Annotated in this window: 11 protein-coding genes; 4 read left to right on the top strand and 7 right to left on the bottom strand. The window is 71.0% G+C overall.

Annotation, left to right across the window (positions count from 1 at the left end; genetic code table 11):
• Window position 1: 1 nt before the first annotated feature.
• Window positions 2-1,120 (bottom strand): transaldolase, encoded by a 1,119-nt coding sequence (gene tal, locus ACGFZQ_RS17180; RefSeq protein WP_393841066.1) that lies wholly within the window; start codon window positions 1,118-1,120, stop codon window positions 2-4.
• A gap of 33 nt (window positions 1,121-1,153) precedes the next feature.
• A complete protein-coding gene (gene tkt, locus ACGFZQ_RS17175) occupies window positions 1,154-3,241 on the bottom strand; it encodes a transketolase (RefSeq protein ID WP_393841065.1) in 2,088 nt (695 codons plus the stop codon).
• Between the two features lie 378 nt (window positions 3,242-3,619).
• Between tkt and ACGFZQ_RS17170 the strand changes: the two genes are divergently transcribed.
• From ACGFZQ_RS17170 to ACGFZQ_RS17160, 3 genes are all read left to right on the top strand, one after another.
• The gene (locus ACGFZQ_RS17170) at window positions 3,620-4,573 is read left to right on the top strand and encodes a heme o synthase (RefSeq protein WP_393841199.1); all 954 of its coding nucleotides are present in this window, start codon (window positions 3,620-3,622) and stop codon (window positions 4,571-4,573) included.
• Between the two features lie 78 nt (window positions 4,574-4,651).
• Entirely contained in the window at window positions 4,652-4,972 is a 321-nt protein-coding gene (locus ACGFZQ_RS17165; protein ID WP_351732907.1) for a hypothetical protein, read from the top strand.
• 172 nt (window positions 4,973-5,144) lie between these two features.
• Window positions 5,145-6,251 (top strand): amidohydrolase family protein, encoded by a 1,107-nt coding sequence (locus ACGFZQ_RS17160; protein ID WP_351732909.1) that lies wholly within the window; start codon window positions 5,145-5,147, stop codon window positions 6,249-6,251.
• Between the two features lie 188 nt (window positions 6,252-6,439).
• Here ACGFZQ_RS17160 and ACGFZQ_RS17155 read toward each other — a convergent pair whose 3' ends face one another.
• The gene (locus ACGFZQ_RS17155) at window positions 6,440-7,459 is read right to left on the bottom strand and encodes a heme A synthase (protein WP_393841064.1); all 1,020 of its coding nucleotides are present in this window, start codon (window positions 7,457-7,459) and stop codon (window positions 6,440-6,442) included.
• A 97-nt stretch (window positions 7,460-7,556) separates the two neighbouring features.
• On the bottom strand, window positions 7,557-10,310 hold the full coding sequence (locus ACGFZQ_RS17150) for an NB-ARC domain-containing protein (protein ID WP_393841063.1): 2,754 nt from the start codon (window positions 10,308-10,310) through the stop codon (window positions 7,557-7,559).
• Window positions 10,311-10,508: 198 nt separating this feature from the next.
• Between ACGFZQ_RS17150 and ACGFZQ_RS17145 the strand changes: the two genes are divergently transcribed.
• A complete protein-coding gene (locus tag ACGFZQ_RS17145) occupies window positions 10,509-11,714 on the top strand; it encodes a glycosyltransferase family 4 protein (protein WP_393841062.1) in 1,206 nt (401 codons plus the stop codon).
• Between the two features lie 68 nt (window positions 11,715-11,782).
• Here ACGFZQ_RS17145 and ACGFZQ_RS17140 read toward each other — a convergent pair whose 3' ends face one another.
• The 3 genes from ACGFZQ_RS17140 to ACGFZQ_RS17130 all read right to left on the bottom strand — a co-directional run bounded on the left by ACGFZQ_RS17140 (window position 11,783) and on the right by ACGFZQ_RS17130 (window position 15,693).
• Entirely contained in the window at window positions 11,783-13,885 is a 2,103-nt protein-coding gene (locus tag ACGFZQ_RS17140) for a glycogen debranching N-terminal domain-containing protein (protein ID WP_393841061.1), read from the bottom strand.
• Window positions 13,886-13,999: 114 nt separating this feature from the next.
• Window positions 14,000-14,773, bottom strand: coding sequence for an ABC transporter permease (locus tag ACGFZQ_RS17135; protein ID WP_393841060.1), 774 nt, complete (start codon window positions 14,771-14,773; stop codon window positions 14,000-14,002).
• A complete protein-coding gene (locus tag ACGFZQ_RS17130) occupies window positions 14,770-15,693 on the bottom strand; it encodes an ABC transporter ATP-binding protein (RefSeq protein WP_351732923.1) in 924 nt (307 codons plus the stop codon). Before ACGFZQ_RS17130 ends, ACGFZQ_RS17135 begins: the two co-directional genes overlap by 4 nt.
• Window positions 15,694-15,733 lie beyond the last annotated feature (40 nt).

Raw genomic sequence — 15,733 nt, 5'->3', positions numbered from 1 at the left:
TTTAGCCCTCCGAGGGGGCCAGGCGCTCCAGCTCCGCCTGGGTCGACTTGAGCAGGTCGTTCCAGGAGGCCTCGAACTTCTCGACGCCCTCGTCCTCCAGAACCTGGACCACGTCGTCGTACGAGATGCCCAGCCGCTCGACGGCGTCGAGGTCGGCGCGGGCCTGCTCGTAGGTGCCGGTGATCGTGTCGCCGGTGATGCCGCCGTGGTCCTCGACCGCGAGGAGCGTGGCCTCCGGCATGGTGTTCACGGTGTTCGGCGCGACCAGGTCGTCGACGTACAGGGTGTCCTTGTACGCCGGGTCCTTCACACCGGTCGACGCCCACAGCGGACGCTGCTTGTTGGCGCCCGCGCTCTCCAGCGCGCTCCAGCGGGAGGTCGAGAAGACCTCCTCGTACGCCTGGTAGGCGAGCCGGGCGTTGGCGACGGCGGACTTGCCGCGCAGCGCCTTCGCCTCGTCGGTGCCCAGGTCGTTCAGGCGCTTGTCGATCTCCGTGTCCACACGGGACACGAAGAACGACGCCACCGAACGGATGAGCGAGAGGTCGAGGCCGCGCTCCTTGGCCTTCTCCAGGCCGGAGAGGTAGGCGTCCATGACCTCGCGGTAGCGCTCCAGCGAGAAGATCAGCGTGACGTTGACGCTGATACCGAGGCCGATGACCTCGGTGATCGCCGGCAGACCCGCCCTGGTGGCCGGGATCTTGATGAGCGTGTTGGGGCGGTCCACCAGCCAGGCCAGCTGCTTGGCCTCGGCGACGGTCGCCTTGGTGTGGTGCGCCAGGCGCGGGTCGACCTCGATCGACACCCGGCCGTCCTGGCCGCCGGTCGCGTCGTACACCGGGCGCAGGATGTCGGCGGCGTCGCGGACGTCCGCCGTGGTGATCATGCGGACGGCCTCTTCGACGGTGACCTTGCGGGCGGCGAGGTCCGACAGCTGCTGGTCGTAGCCGTCGCCCTGCGAGATCGCCTTCTGGAAGATCGTCGGGTTGGTGGTGACGCCCACGACGTGCTGCTGGTCGATCAGCTCGGCGAGGTTGCCGGACGTGATCCGCTTGCGCGACAGGTCGTCCAGCCAGATCGCGACGCCCTCCTCGGAGAGGCGCTTGAGTGCGTCTGTCATGGAATTACATCTCCTACGTGTCGTATATGAGCGTCAGCGCTGGGCGGCGGCGATGGATTCCCGGGCCTTGGCGGCCACGTTCTCGGCAGTGAAGCCGAACTCGCGGAAGAGCACCTTGCCGTCGGCGGAAGCACCGAAGTGCTCCAGGGAAACGATGCGGCCGGCGTCCCCCACGTACTTGTGCCAGGTGAGGCCGATACCCGCCTCGACCGACACCCGCGCCCTGACGGACGGCGGCAGCACGCTGTCCCGGTACCCCTGGTCCTGCTCCTCGAACCACTCCACGCACGGCATGGAGACGACCCGGGTGGGCACGCCGTCGGCCTCCAGCTGCTCGCGCGCCTCGACGGCGACGTGCACCTCGGAACCGGTGGCGATGAGGATGACCTCGGGGGTGCCGTTCGACGCCTCGAAGAGGACGTAACCGCCCTTGACCGCGTCCTCGTTGGACTCGTACACCGGCACGCCCTGGCGGGTCAGCGCCAGGCCGTGCGGGGCGCCCTTGCCGAAGACCTTGGTGTAGCGCCTGAGGATCTCGCGCCAGGCGATCGCGGTCTCGTTGGCGTCCGCCGGGCGGACCACGTTCAGACCGGGGATGGCGCGCAGCGAGGCGAGGTGCTCGACCGGCTGGTGCGTCGGGCCGTCCTCGCCGAGACCGATGGAATCGTGCGTCCACACGTACGTCACCGGCAGGTGCATCAGCGCCGACAGCCGCACGGCGTTGCGCATGTAGTCGGAGAAGACGAGGAACGTACCGCCGTAGACACGGGTGTTGCCGTGCAGGGTGATGCCGTTCATCTCCGCGGCCATGGAGTGCTCGCGGATACCGAAGTGGATGGTGCGGCCGTAGGGGTTCGCACCCGGCAGCGGGTTGTCCGCCGGCAGGAACGAGCTGTCCTTGTCGATGGTCGTGTTGTTCGACCCGGCGAGGTCGGCGGAACCGCCCCACAGCTCCGGGATCACGGCGCCGAGTGCCTGGAGCACCTTGCCCGAGGCCGCGCGGGTGGCGACGCCCTTGCCGGGCTCGAAGACCGGGATCTTCTCCTCCCAGCCCTTGGGCAGCTCGGCCGCGGCGATGCGGTCGAACTCGGCGGCCCGCTCGGCGTTGCCGTCACGCCACAGCTGGAACGACTTCTCCCACTCGGCCTTCGCGGCCGCGCCGCGCTCACCGGCCGCGCGGGTGTGGGCGAGGACCTCCTCGGCGACGTCGAAGCTCTTCTCCGGGTCGAAGCCGAGGACGCGCTTGGTGGCCGCGACCTCGTCCGCGCCGAGCGCCGAGCCGTGGGCGGCCTCGGTGTTCTGCGCGTTCGGGGCGGGCCAGGCGATGATCGAGCGCATCGCGATGAAGGACGGCTTGTCCGTCACCTTCTTCGCGGCCTCGATCGCGTTGTAGATGGCGTGCGGGTCCAGGTCGCCGTCCGGCTTCGGGGCGATGCGCTGGACGTGCCAGCCGTACGCCTCGAACCGCTTGACGGTGTCCTCGGAGACGGCGGTCTCGGTGTCGCCCTCGATCGAGATGTGGTTGTCGTCCCACAGCAGGACCAGGTTGCCGAGCTTCTGGTGCCCGGCCATCGAGGACGCCTCGGCGGAGATGCCCTCCTGGAGGCAGCCGTCACCGGCGATGCAGTAGATGTAGTGGTCGAAGGGGGACTCGCCCTGCGGCGCGTCCGGGTCGAACAGACCGCGCTCGTAGCGGGCGGCCATGGCCATGCCGACGGCGTTGGCGACACCCTGGCCCAGCGGGCCGGTGGTGGTCTCCACGCCCCTGGTGTGGCCGTACTCCGGGTGGCCCGGGGTCTTCGAGCCCCAGGTGCGGAAGGCTTCGAGGTCTTCCAGCTCCAGGCCGAAGCCGGCCAGGTAGAGCTGCGTGTAGAGGGTCAGCGACGAGTGACCGGCGGACAGCACGAAACGGTCGCGGCCCACCCAGTCGGGGTCGGACGGGTCGTGCCGCATCACCTTCTGGAAGAGGGTGTACGCGGCCGGCGCCAGGCTCATCGCCGTACCCGGATGGCCGTTGCCGACCTTCTGTACGGCGTCGGCGGCCAGGACGCGGGCGGTGTCGACGGCCCGCTGGTCCAACTCGGTCCAGTCGAGGTCTGTGGTGGTCGGCTTGGTGCTCACCCTGGGTCAGGGCTCCTCTCCACATGTTCGGTTACCGGTCCACGGGCACACGCCCACACCGGCTGCCGGTGCACTGGGTGCCCACCGGCCGCTGTCGAGCCTACCCCCGTAAGGACGTGCGTTTTTTCGAGTGTTTCCAGACTGCCGGGCCTTGCGGGGATCCGCCTCCCGACTGGCCGGGAAGGCGTTCGGCACATGAATACGCAGCCGCTCATCTGACTGCTCAACCGAGCCTCCTCCCGGCTCTCCCGAGACGCCTGCCAACACGACCCCACCCCCGCGAAGGTCGGGGTATGGGCAACGTCTAAAGTGGCGTGGTACGCGCGAGCCTTTACCGGGACTTCACAGGGGAGGCTTGCTGGGATGTCTCTGTCAGGGGTGTGCGTGACGGCCGTCGAATCCCGTCCAGCGGGGGTACTCGGTGCGAGCGAGAGCCCGAGTCACCGGCCGTTCGGGGCCCGTGTCAAAGCTTTCGTGGCGCTGACCAAGCCGCGGATCATCGAACTGCTGCTGATCACCACCGTTCCGGTGATGTTCCTGGCGCAGCAGGGCGTGCCCGATATGACGCTGGTCCTGCTCACCTGCGTCGGCGGGTACCTCTCCGCGGGCGGCGCCAACGCGCTCAACATGTACATCGACCGGGACATCGACGCGCTGATGGACCGCACCTCGCAGCGGCCCCTGGTGACCGGCATGGTCAGTCCGCGCGAGTGCCTCGCCTTCGGCATCACCCTGGCGGTCGTCTCCACCCTGTTGTTCGGCTTCACCGTCAACTGGCTGAGCGCCTGGCTGTCACTCGGAGCGCTCCTCTTCTACGTCGTCGTCTACACGATGATCCTCAAGCGGCGTACCTCGCAGAACATCGTGTGGGGCGGCATCGCCGGCTGTCTGCCGGTGCTGATCGGCTGGTCGGCTGTCACGGACTCCATGTCGTGGGCGCCGATCGTCCTCTTCCTCGTCATGTTCTTCTGGACACCGCCGCACTACTGGCCGCTGTCCATGAAGGTGAAGGACGACTACGCGCGCGTGGGCGTGCCGATGCTGCCGGTCGTCGCCTCCAACAAGGTGGTCGCCAAGCAGATCGTCATCTACAGCTGGGTGATGGTCGCGGTGTCGCTGCTCCTCACCCCCCTCGGCTACACCGGCTGGTTCTACACGCTGGTCGCCCTGGTGGCGGGCGGCTGGTGGCTGTGGGAGGCGCACGGGCTGCAGAACCGCGCGAAGGCCGAGGTGACGGGCGGCAAGCTCAAGGAGATGCGCCTGTTCCACTGGTCCATCACCTATGTGTCGCTGCTGTTCGTGGCGGTGGCCGTGGACCCCTTCCTGCGCTGACCCGCACCGGTCCTTACGGGCCCACGTCACACCGCCCTGCCCTCGCCAGTCGATCTACCCGTGAGTAGCATCCTGCTCATGGCAGACACGCAGCAGGTTGACCAGAAGGCCGAGCGCAAGGTCGCGCGCCTCGCCAAGCAGATCAGCACCTTCGCCAGGGCCCACGGCGGCGCCGAGGGCCAGGTGGCCCACATCGGCGAACGCGGCGCCCGCATCGTCCTCGTCGGCGAGGACGGCGGCTGGGGCGACCTGGTGGCCCCGAGCACCGAGATCGCCCGGCAGGCGGTGGAGAAGGCGGGCATCACCGTCCACGAGTCCTTCGACGGCGAGTTCGCGGCGAAGGTGACGACGGGCCCGTACGAGTGGAAGCGGATGGCGGGCATTCAGATCGGCGGCTGAACAGCTGTTTTCAGGGGCGCGGGGCGGTATCCGACATCGGCTCCGCCGCGTGGCCGCGACCAGCCACATACGGTCCGCAGTCGCCGTACGACCGGTACCACCCGCCCCGGCCGCGACCTCCATCCCGGTTAACCCGTTAGGACGGTATGCAGCCGTCCACGGGGGAGCCCGGATGATCGAAACGCCGTCCCTGGTGGACCAGTACTGCCACGGAGTGCTGCGTACGGAGCTCGGCCTGGGGACCTTCGAGACCCAGCTCGCCCGGACCGAAGGCCCCCCGGCCGCAGGCACCACCCTCTTCGACACCCAGACCGGTTTCGCGGTACGGCGCTGGTGTCCCCCGCTCCTCGGCCTGGAACCCCACTGCCCGCCCGCCCGCTACCTCGCCCGGCGCCGTGAACTCGGCGTCCTGGAGGCGGGCCGGCGCCTGCTGCGCGGCAGCGGCATCACGACCTACCTCGTCGACACCGGCCTCCCGGGTGATCTCACCGGCCCCGCGGAGCTGGCGTCCACCGGCGCCGCCCAGGCCAGGGAGATCGTCCGGCTGGAGTTGCTGGCCGAGCAGGTCGCCGACACCTCCGGGACCGTCGAGTCCTTCCTCGCCAACCTCGCCGAGTCGGTGCACGGCGCGGCGGCGAACGCGGTCGCCTTCACCTCCGTCGCCGGCCTGCGGCACGGCCTCGCGCTGGCCCCCGAGCCGCCCGGACCCGGTGAGGTGCGAGGCGCGGCCGGCCGCTGGCTGGCGGCCCGCCGGGTCGGCGGCGAGCTGACCGACCCGGTTCTCCTACGGCACCTGCTGTGGATCGCCGTGGCCTCCGGTCTCCCGCTCCAGCTGCACGCGGGCCTCGGCGAGCCCGGCGCCCGGATCGACCGTACCGACCCGGTCCTGCTGACCGACTTCGTCCGGGCCACCGCGGGCCTCGGCACCGACCTGGTCCTGCTGCACGGCTACCCCTACCACCGCCATGCCGCCCACCTCGCCGGCGTCTTCCCGCACGTCTACGCCGACTCGGGCGCGGCCCTGGTCCGCACCGGCGCCCGGGCCGCGACGATCCTCGCCGAGATCCTGGAACTGGCCCCCTTCGGCAAGATCCTCTTCTCCAGCGGCGCCCACGGCCTGCCCGAACTGCACGTCGTCGGCGCCCGCCTCTTCCGCGAGTCCCTCGCCCGGGTCCTCGGCACCTGGGTCGCCGAGGGCGCCTGGTCGCTCGGCGACGCACAGCGCGTGGCCAAGCTGATCGCGGCGGGGAACGCGAGGCGGGTGTACGGCCTGGACTGAGCCGCGGGGACCGGGCGCAGGCCGACCGGGACACCGCCGCCGCTGGCGCCGCTGCCGGACCGGGAACCCGGCGGTTTCGTCGTGCGCGCGGGCCGGCTGATCCCCGAGCGGGAGCCGCTCGACCGGCCACCCGGGCTCAGGGCGCCGGCCGAGGAGTGGACCGCGCGCAGGGCCCGGCCGGCCCGGGACTACTGGGGGCCGGCCAGCGACGCGCTCACGGCGTCGTACGACTGAGCGGGCACCTCGGCCGTCACTTCGGCGCGTTCCCGCAGGGAGAGCAGGACGCGCAACACGCCGATCCACACCAGGCAGGAGCCGAACATGTGGAGGCCCACCAGGACCGTGGGCAGATGCGTGAAGTACTGGACGTAACCGATCACGCCCTGGCCGAGCAGGATCAGGAAGAGGTCACGGGTGCGGTCGCGCGGCCCCTGCGGAGCGTTGACGCCCCGCAGGAAGAACCAGAGCGCGAAGGTCAGCGAGACCACGATCCAGGCCAGGACCGCGTGCAGCTCGGCGACGCCCTCCCAGCTGACGTCGATGCGCTCCACCTTGCCGGAGTCGCCCGGGTGCGGTCCGGCGCCGGTCACCACCGTGCCCACCGCGATGAGCAGCAGCGACACGACCACCAGGGCCCACACCAACTGCTGCACGGCCTTGCCGACCAGCGGGCGCGGCTCGGCGTCGCCCTCGCGGGTGCGCTGCCACATCAGGGCGGCGACCGTGATGAGGGCCGTCGCCAGCAGGAAGTGGGCGGCGACGGTGTACGGGTTGAGGCCGACCAGCACCACGACACCGCCGAGGACCGCGTTGCTCATCACGATCCAGAACTGCGCCCAGCCCAGCCGGGTCAGGCTGCGCCGGTACGGCTTCTGGGACCGGGCGGCGATGATCGCCCACCCGACCGCCGCGCACAGCACATAGGTCAGCATGCGGTTCGTGAACTCGATGGCGCTGTGGTAGCTCAGCGCGGTCGTCGGGGTCAGCGAGCCGTCGGTGCACTCGGGCCAGGTCGGGCAGCCGAGGCCGGAGCCGGTGAGCCGGACCGCGCCGCCGGTGACCACGATGACCACCGACATCACGAGGGCGGCGAGGGCCGCGCGCCGGACGGTCCGGGGATCCGGGGTCCAGCGGTCGGCGATGAAGGCGAGCGGATTGCGCACGGCCGCTACGGCATCGGCGGGGGTCAGCTTTGGCACGCGCACCATCGTAGGGCGCCGCTTGTGCATGAATTCACTTGGGTCGGGGATCCGCCGCCCGTGCCGCGGATCCCGGCGGCGGGCCGGGCGGGTCTGGGCCCGCGGGTCACCCGTCGGCGCTCCGTGTCACCTCCCTGATGTGGGCGGCGTATCGGCGCAGCCCGGCGGCGGTCTCCTCGCCGGGGGCACAGCGGGCCAGCCGTTCGTACACCGCGACGAGAACGGGATGGCAGCGGCCCAGACGCTGCTCGAAGATGCTCCTGGCCTTGTCCAGGACCTCCCCGGCGTCGCACGCGTCGCCGGTGGCCAGCTGGACCTTCCGGCCCGGGGGGCCCGCGACCAGCAGGACCTCACCCAGGCGCGAGAGAGACTTGGCCCGGTACGGGTGGTCCTCCTTGTAGGCGCTGACATAGATGGCCTCCGCCTTGAGGAGGTCCTGCTCCGCCTCCTTCGCCCGGCCCTGGGCCAGGCGGAGCGATCCGCGCTTGTTGAGACAGGCCGCGTACTTGTGGTTCTCCGCCTCCCGGCGTTTCCGGTGCTGGTCCACGGCCTGGGACAACAACTGGTCCGCCTCGCGCAGCTGCCGGGCGGCACCGCGGCGCAGGCGCAGCCGCAGAAGGGGCGACCGGGTCTTCCTCGCGAGGGCACGGGTGGCCTCGCCGCGCCGTCGCACCACGTCGGCCAGGAACTTCTCGACCTGGGCCGTCTCGAAGTTGTCACTCTCCGGGTTGGGCGGAAAACGTGAGAGGGCCAGCCGGAGGTGTTCCTCGGCGGCCTGCAGGTTCCCCCGGTCCTGCTCCAGGATTCCCTTGCAGAAGACGAGCTCGGCGCGGAAGAGAGTGTGCTCGGACGGCTCCTCGCCGTCCTGGGCCGGGATCAGGGTCTCGGCCGTGTCGTAATGTGCGAGCGCCTGGGAAAGGTGCCCCGCGTTGCGCTGGATCTGGCCCAGCTTCATCTCGGTGCGTGCCCGGTCGAGTCCCAGCCATTCCAGGCCCCCCTCCCGGAACAGTCCCATCGCCTGGGCGACGGATCGCTCGGCCTCCGCGAACTTGACCCGCTCACGCAGGACGTCCGCTCGCAGTAGCAGGCACTCCGCGTGCAGCCGCAGCAACCCCGAGCGCTCCTCGTCGGTCGCGCAGCGCGACTGCGTGCCCGCGCAGTCCTCGTGCACCGAGCCGCACTCCTTCTCGGCGGCCTCGAGATCGGCCAGCCGGTACTTCTGGCGTGCCACGTCCAGCAGGGACTCGATGCGTTCCCGGTCGCCGCCGATTCCGCTCGCCCGTATCGCGGCTTCGTGCGCGTAGTAGGACAGGACGTCCCTCTGGTAGACGCCGCGGTGCTCCTGGTAGTCCCCCGCCTGGTGCATCAGGCGCGCCAGCGCTTCGCGGGCCGACGTATCACCGTGCGGGTCGGTGGCCCACGCGCCGTCTTCCTCGATGGCTCTTCGGATGGCCTGGACATGCGGCATCAGGCGCTCCCTGCCTATCTCGCCGTCGTCCTGCCCCGACGGTGCGCCGGACGCCTGCGCGAAGGCGGCCTCCACGACACGGACGATGGCCTGCGACCACATGGCACGGGCCGCGGCGTCCATGCCTTCCTTCACGGAACGCTGGATCTGCAGGTGCATGCTGTAGTGGCCGGAGTCGCCCTGGCCGCTCCTGCCGACGCTGAGCAGCCAGCGATCGCTGAGCAGCCGTGTCACCTTGGCGAAACCGTGTTCCTCCGCGAGCAGCATCTGCAGCGACGGCGGCACCAGTGGCCGGAACTGCGGATCGCGCAGGAGCTGCCGCGGGATGCCCTCGGGGGCCAGGAACGCGCACAGGCGCAGCAGGTCCTGGGCCCTGGGCTCCGCGTCGACGACCCGTGCGATGGCGAGCCCGATGGTGGCGTCCGCGTCGGCTCCGATGCCCGGGCGCTCCCGCAGCTTGCGCAGATAGTCCTTGGCCGGCACGCCTTCCGCGTTGATGTAGCTGCCGGCCTGGACGAGGGACAGCGGCAGCCAGCCGAGGGCGCTGCCCAGTTCGTCCAGCACCCGGGTGGCATCGGCGTCGTCGGTTCCGGTGTCCCGGGAGCTGATGCGCGCCTGCAGGAGGACCAGTCCGTCTTCGGGGCCGAGCTGGCGCAGTCCCACCCGCTCCGCCGCGATGTCGTACTTCTCCAGAACGTTGATCACCTGCGTCGTGATGACCACCGCGCCCGAGACATCCGTGGGCAGGAGGAAGGGACGCATGTCCTCCCGCTCGCTGCGCAGCGGCCCCAGGCTTCGGTCCTGGACGTCGTCGTACACCAGTAGCCAGTCCGGCTCCTCCCTGAGCCGGCTCCACAGCCGGTTGAGGACCACACTCTTGGACTCGTGCCCGGGGACGTCCAGAAAGGCCGCCAGTTCCAGGAGCTGGCTGGTGAGGAGTCCGTACGTCGATGCCCTGAGCCACCAGACGAGGGCTCCGGTCTCGTCCCACCGCTTCTTGGCGAAGTGCGCCGCCAGTTCGGTCTTGCCGACACCGCCCATACCGTGGATCACGCAGACCCGTAACGCGCCGGGGTTGTCCTCCTGGAGTCTCAACTTGGCGGCGACGCTTTGGAGTTCCTCGTCCCGTCCGACGAACGGCTCTGAACGGCTGGGGATTTTCAGGTGGGATGTACGACGCTCGGTTCTGGGACGATGGACGCCGTAGTAGCCCGACAGCGCGGACACCCCGCCCAGCACACCGGCGGAGGTAGCGAGAGACAGGAGGGTCGTGCCATGAGTGTCCTGTGCGATCACGGACAGGAAGGCCGCCCCGGCACCGGTGACATAGCTCAGGGCGACCTTGATCCGCCGGCGCGTGACAAGTGACCGGCTGCTGTAACTGAGTGCCATGGCGCCTCCCCCGAAACCGCCCGCAGTACTGTCCATTGTCCCCGTTGGCCGTCTGCGCGAACAGAGAGTGGCACGAGGCCGGCGGCAGACCGCCCGACCCACTGCGCGGCGGCCGTGTCCGCCGAGTTCCGCACAGTGGCCCCAACACCCGGAGGTGTGGTGGTTCGGCAGCAGACAACCCCAGGTCAGGACGGCGAAGTGAGCGAGGGTCTGCACATCGGGCTCGTGCACTGGGCGTTCCCGCCCTGCGTGGGAGGAGTGGAGACACATCTGTGGTCGTACGCACGGGCTCTGACGGGCAGAGGCCTCCGGGTCACCGTCTTCACCGGGACCGCGGGGGCCCGGTCACCGGGCGACGGGATCCGTATCCGGCAGCACCGGCTGCTGGATCTGTCCCGGCCGCACCGGCAGGGCGCCGGAGCCGTCCACGAGATGCGGGACTGGTTCCGCGCCGAACTCACCGGGCCGGATGACGGGATCCGCCTCGTGCACGGCCACAACCTGCACCAGTTCTCCGCGGTTCCGGCCCGTGCGCTGCGGCTGCTCAAGGACGAGCTGGGGCTGGTGCTGCCGCACACCTACCACAACCTCAGAAGGATCCCGGAGGACGAACGGATGGCCAGGGAGTGTGCCGTGTGGGACACCCACCACGCGGTGTCGGACTTCCTGGCCGGGGAGTGCGCCGACGTGCTCGCGCAGCCCGTCAGCCGCACCTACCTGGGCGTCGACACCAGCGCCTTCCTCGACATTCCCGAACTGGACGAGACCGGCGGACGGCCCATCGTGCTGCTGCCGGCCCGTCTCGTCCCCAACAAAGGGGCCGAGCTTGCCATTCTCATGGTGCGCGACATCATCGCCCGTGGCCGGAACCTCTCGCCGCAGGGTCCCGCGGTGCGGCCCCGGCTGGTGCTGACCAATCCCTCCACCACGGTGGACTTCCGTCACGAAGCCGAGGGCTTCCGGGCACGTCTGCGTCGGCTGATCCATGAATGCGGTCTGGAGGAAGGGCCGGGCAAGGACGTGGAGTTCAGGGAGGCCGGCGTGGACGACATGCGCAAGCTGTACGAGGAGGCCGCGGTCGTGGTGTACCCGTCGCGGTTCGCGGAGCCCATGGGGCTCGCCCCGCTGGAGGCCATGTGCGCGGCTCGTCCGGTGGTCGCCATGAGTGTGGGGGGCCTCGGCGAGAGCGGCGGCATTCTGGTCGCACCCGGTGCGGGGGAGAGCGAGGAGAGGCTGGCCGCCAGGTTCGCGGACGAGGTGTGGCGGCTGCTCGGCGAGCCGTCACTGGCTCGGCGGATCGGGGCCGCGGGACGCGCCCACGTGCGTGCGCACTTCGATCTGGGGCACGTCCACGTGGACCCGATGCTCGACGAGTACCAGCGCCTGCTGGCCACGCGGGCGTAGCCGAGCCCCTCGCCACCGACGGGGAGGGGCAGTGCGTGGGTCCGCCTCGCGCACTGCCCCGGCCGGAATCAGCCGTTCTCCACCCGCCATCCCGCGGGCAGCCCGGAGCACTTGCCCTCGCCCGCCGCGGTGACCTCCACGTCCAGGGTGTGCCCGGCGAGCACCAGCCCCTCCACCAGGAGCGGCGCCGGATGGGCGGGGTCGATGGTGAGGACGCGTCGGGCGGCGTCGGGCCGCAGCCCGAGCAGAGCCGTCAGCAGCGCCACTCCCGACGCCGCCGACCAGCCCTGCGGCCGGCAGGTGGCTGGGTAGGGCAGCGGCGGCGGGGAGGCCGGCTCCCGGGTCTCCCCGCCGTAGAGCTCGGGCATCCGGTGGTCGAAGTGCATCGACGCGTCGAGCAGCCCCTCGGCCAGCACCAGAGCCTCCCGGCGATGCCCGGTGGAGCACAGACCGTGCACGGCGATGGCGGTGTCGTGCGTCCACACGGCGCCGCCGTGATAGCTGAAGGGATTGAAGCCGGGCACCTCCGCCGAGCGGCTGCGCAGCCCCCAGCCCGAACTGAGCCCCGGCGCCGCCAGCCAGGCCGCGACGTCCTTGCTCCCGGCGGCGTCGATGATGCCCGTCGACAGCAGGTGCCCCATGTTCGAGGCGGCGCCGGTCACGGGCTGCCCCTTCTCGCCCACGGCCACGGCCGGATAGCGGGAGGCCGGCCCCGAGGCGGCCTGGATCCAGAACAACTCGGCGAAGCGCTTGCGCAGGGAACCGGCCCAGTCCCGCAGCTCCGCGGCCTGGCCGTGACGGCCCCGGTGCTCCAGCAGCCCGGCCAGACCGACCGCGGCCTCGTACGCGTACCCCTGGACTTCGCACACGGCCAGGGGCGGGCTCACGTGCCGGCCTTCGGCGTCGCGCACCGCGTCGGCGCTGTCCTTCCAGGACTGGTGGCGCAGCCCTCCGGACCGGGAGTGATAGCGCAGCAGGCCGTGCTCGTCCCGGCGGCAGCTCTGCCTGACCCAGTCCATCGCGCGCTCCGCGGCGGGGAGCAGGGCGTCGACGTCGGCATCGGGCATGCCCCAGTTCCAGGCGTCGACGAGCAGGGTGACGAACAGCGGTGTGGCGTCGACGGAGCCGTAGTAGCGGGAGGGCAGACGCAGTCCGTGGCCGTGTTCGGCGTCGGCGGGACGCAACTCGTGCAGGATGCGGCCCGGCGCCTCCTCACGGAAGAGATGGTGCTCGGTGCCCTGACGGCGGGCGAGGGCCCACAGGGTGCCGCGGGCGAGACCGGTGCCCAGCGGCAGCATCATCCGGGCCGCCCAGATCGAGTCGCGGCCGAAGAGCGTGAGGTACCAGGGGCAACCGGCGGCGACGAACTGGTCCTCGGGACCGCCGGTGTCGGCGCGCAGCGGGTCGGCGAGCCGCAGGGCGTCGAGATCCTGGAGCCCCCTGCGGACGAGTTCGACCAGGCGGACGTCGCCGCGCACGGTCGGCTCGGCCCAGGGGGCGGGGGTGCGCGGGGCCACCGGATGGCCCAACGGCGCGGTGTCCGTGCCACCGGTCACGGTGAGCCGGACCGCCCAGCCCGAGTTCCCGGGGAGGACCACCGCGCGCCAGGCGAGGGTGCCCTCCTCGCGGCCCGCGGAGACCTCGGGCTCGGGCCCGGACACCACCTCGACCCGGGCGTGTTGCTCGCCGGACACCCAGGACAGCGACAGCGGGCCGGCCGTGCACGGTACCGCGGGGCCGCGGTACCCGCGCTTGACGTCGGCGACGGCCACCAGATCCGTGGCGGCCGTCAGCGAGAGGCCCAGCCGGCGTGTCTGCGTCCCGGTGTTGCGCACCGTCAGGAGTTCTTCCCCACCGGCGGTGCGGGTCCGTTCAACGATCACCGAGGGATCGTCGGTGCCGTCCCGCGTGTACCGGTGGACCGCGGTGAACTTCACCCGGTCCGGACCCAGCGGCTGCACACCGATGGGCTCGGGTTCGCGGCCGTCGACGAGGAGACGCAGCGTGTGCAGCAACCGCCGGTCGTGGTCGTAGAAGCCGTCGACACGAGCGCCCGTCAGCTGCCCGTCTCGCGGCGAGGCGGTGAAGGCCGGCGCGGTCACGCAGAGAATCACGTCGTGCAGCAGCGGCTGCAGATGCTCCCTCGCGGACGGGTCCAGGGGTTCTTGCACGGGGGATCTTCCCCTTCTGTAGCCCTTACCGAAATGAGACACCAAGGGTGTCACCAGTGGGCCCGCCGCGGGGGGATTCGGAGACGAAATTCGATTCGCGGGTGAGTTCCCGGCCTACTCCCAGCGGAAGAACCGCCCCGCCGCCCCCAGCCCCGCCACCGCCCACACCGCGAGGATTCCCAGGTCGCGCCAGGGTGTCCCGGCGCCGTGCTGGAGTACGTCGCGGAGTCCGTCCGACAGGGCGGAGATGGGCAGCAGGCCCAGGATCTCCTGTCCGGTCGAGCCGAATCTGTCCAGCGGGACGATGACCCCGCCGCCCACGAGGAGCAGCAGGAACACCAGGTTGGCGGCGGCCAGTGTCGCCTCCGCCTTGAGGGTGCCCGCCATCAGCAGGCCGAGGCCGGAGAACGCGGCCGTGCCGAGGACCAGCAGGAGCAGGACGGCGAGGGGGTTGCCGTGCGGGGACCAGCCGAGGGCGAAGGCGATCGCCGTCAGGAGGATCACCTGGAGGATCTCGGTGACCAGGACCGACGCGGTCTTCGCGGCCATCAGGCCCCAGCGCGGCAGCGGGGAGGAGGCCAGGCGCTTCAGGACGCCGTAGCGGCGCTCGAAGCCGGTCGCGATGGCCTGGCCGGTGAAGGCTGTGGACATGACGGCTAGGGCGAGGATGCCGGGGGCGAGGAAGTCGACCGCCTTGCCGGATCCCGTGTCGACGATGTCCACCGAGCTGAAGAGCACGAGGAGGAGTGTGGGGATCACCACCGTCAGCAGGAGCTGCTCGCCGTTGCGGAGCAGCATTCTCGTCTCCAGGGCCGCCTGCGCCGCGATCATGCGGGGCAGCGGGGCGGCACCCGGCTTCGGGGTGTAGGTGCCCGTCGCGGTGGTCATGAGCGCAGCTCCTTGCCGGTCAGCTCCAGGAAGACGTCCTCCAGCGTGTGGCGTTCGACCGAGATGCGGTCCGGCATCACCCCGTGCTGGGCGCACCACGAGGTCACCGTCGCCAGCAGCTGGGGATTGACCTTGCCCATGACCCGGTAGGAACCCGGCGTCAGCTCGGCGGCCGCGGAGTCGGCCGGGAGCGCCTTGAGCAGCGAGCCGACGTCGAGGCCGGGACGGCCGGTGAACCGCAGGGTGTTCTCGGCGCCGCCCTTGCACAGCTCCTCGGGGGAGCCCTGGGCGATCACCCGGCCGGCGTCGATGACGGCGACGTCGTCGGCGAGCTGCTCGGCCTCTTCCATGTAGTGGGTGGTGAGAATGACCGAAACGCCGTCGGTGCGCAGGTCCCGCACCAGGTCCCAGGTGGCCCGGCGGGCCTGCGGGTCGAGCCCGGCGGTCGGCTCGTCGAGGAAGACCAGCTCCGGGCGTCCGACCACGGCCATGGCGAGCGCCAGGCGCTGCTGCTGGCCGCCGGAGAGCCGGCGGTACGAGGTACGGCCGCAGCCGCCGAGGCCCAGCCGCTCGATCAGCGCGTCCACGTCCAGCGGATCCGCGTGCAGCTTCGCCACGTGCCGCAGCATCTCGTCCGCGCGGGCGCCGGAGTAGACGCCGCCGGACTGGAGCATCACGCCCACTCTGGGGCGCAGCTCGGCGGACTGACGTACGGGATCGAGGCCCAGGACGCGCACCGAGCCGGAGTCCGGCCTGCGGTATCCCTCGCAGGTCTCGATCGTCGTCGTCTTGCCCGCGCCGTTGGGTCCGAGTACGGCGGTCACACCCGGCCGGGCCACCAGGTCGAGGCCGTCCACGGCGGATTTCGTGCCGTACCGCTTCACCAGGTCCCGCACCTGGACCACGGGCTCACTTCGCATGGTGACAGAGTCTAGGTACGGCTGCCGTCACCCGGACGGC

The sequence above is a fragment of the Streptomyces sp. NPDC048254 genome, assembly GCF_043201895.1.
GTDB lineage: Bacteria > Actinomycetota > Actinomycetes > Streptomycetales > Streptomycetaceae > Streptomyces.
The sequence above is the reverse complement of the archived record's forward strand: the minus strand, read 5'-3'. Positions and strand labels throughout refer to the sequence as shown.

Bases quoted from the DNA above. Each gene is read 5' to 3' on its own strand.
- ACGFZQ_RS17130 (WP_351732923.1), bottom strand. From the start codon at position 15,693: ATGCGAAGTGAGCCCGTGGTCCAGGTGCGGGACCTGGTGAAGCGGTAC.
- ACGFZQ_RS17165 (WP_351732907.1), top strand. From the start codon at position 4,652: ATGGCAGACACGCAGCAGGTTGACCAGAAGGCCGAGCGCAAGGTCGCG.
- ACGFZQ_RS17135 (WP_393841060.1), bottom strand. From the start codon at position 14,773: ATGACCACCGCGACGGGCACCTACACCCCGAAGCCGGGTGCCGCCCCG.
- ACGFZQ_RS17150 (WP_393841063.1), bottom strand. From the start codon at position 10,310: ATGGCACTCAGTTACAGCAGCCGGTCACTTGTCACGCGCCGGCGGATC.
- ACGFZQ_RS17160 (WP_351732909.1), top strand. From the start codon at position 5,145: ATGATCGAAACGCCGTCCCTGGTGGACCAGTACTGCCACGGAGTGCTG.
- ACGFZQ_RS17155 (WP_393841064.1), bottom strand. From the start codon at position 7,459: ATGGTGCGCGTGCCAAAGCTGACCCCCGCCGATGCCGTAGCGGCCGTG.
- tal (WP_393841066.1), bottom strand. From the start codon at position 1,120: ATGACAGACGCACTCAAGCGCCTCTCCGAGGAGGGCGTCGCGATCTGG.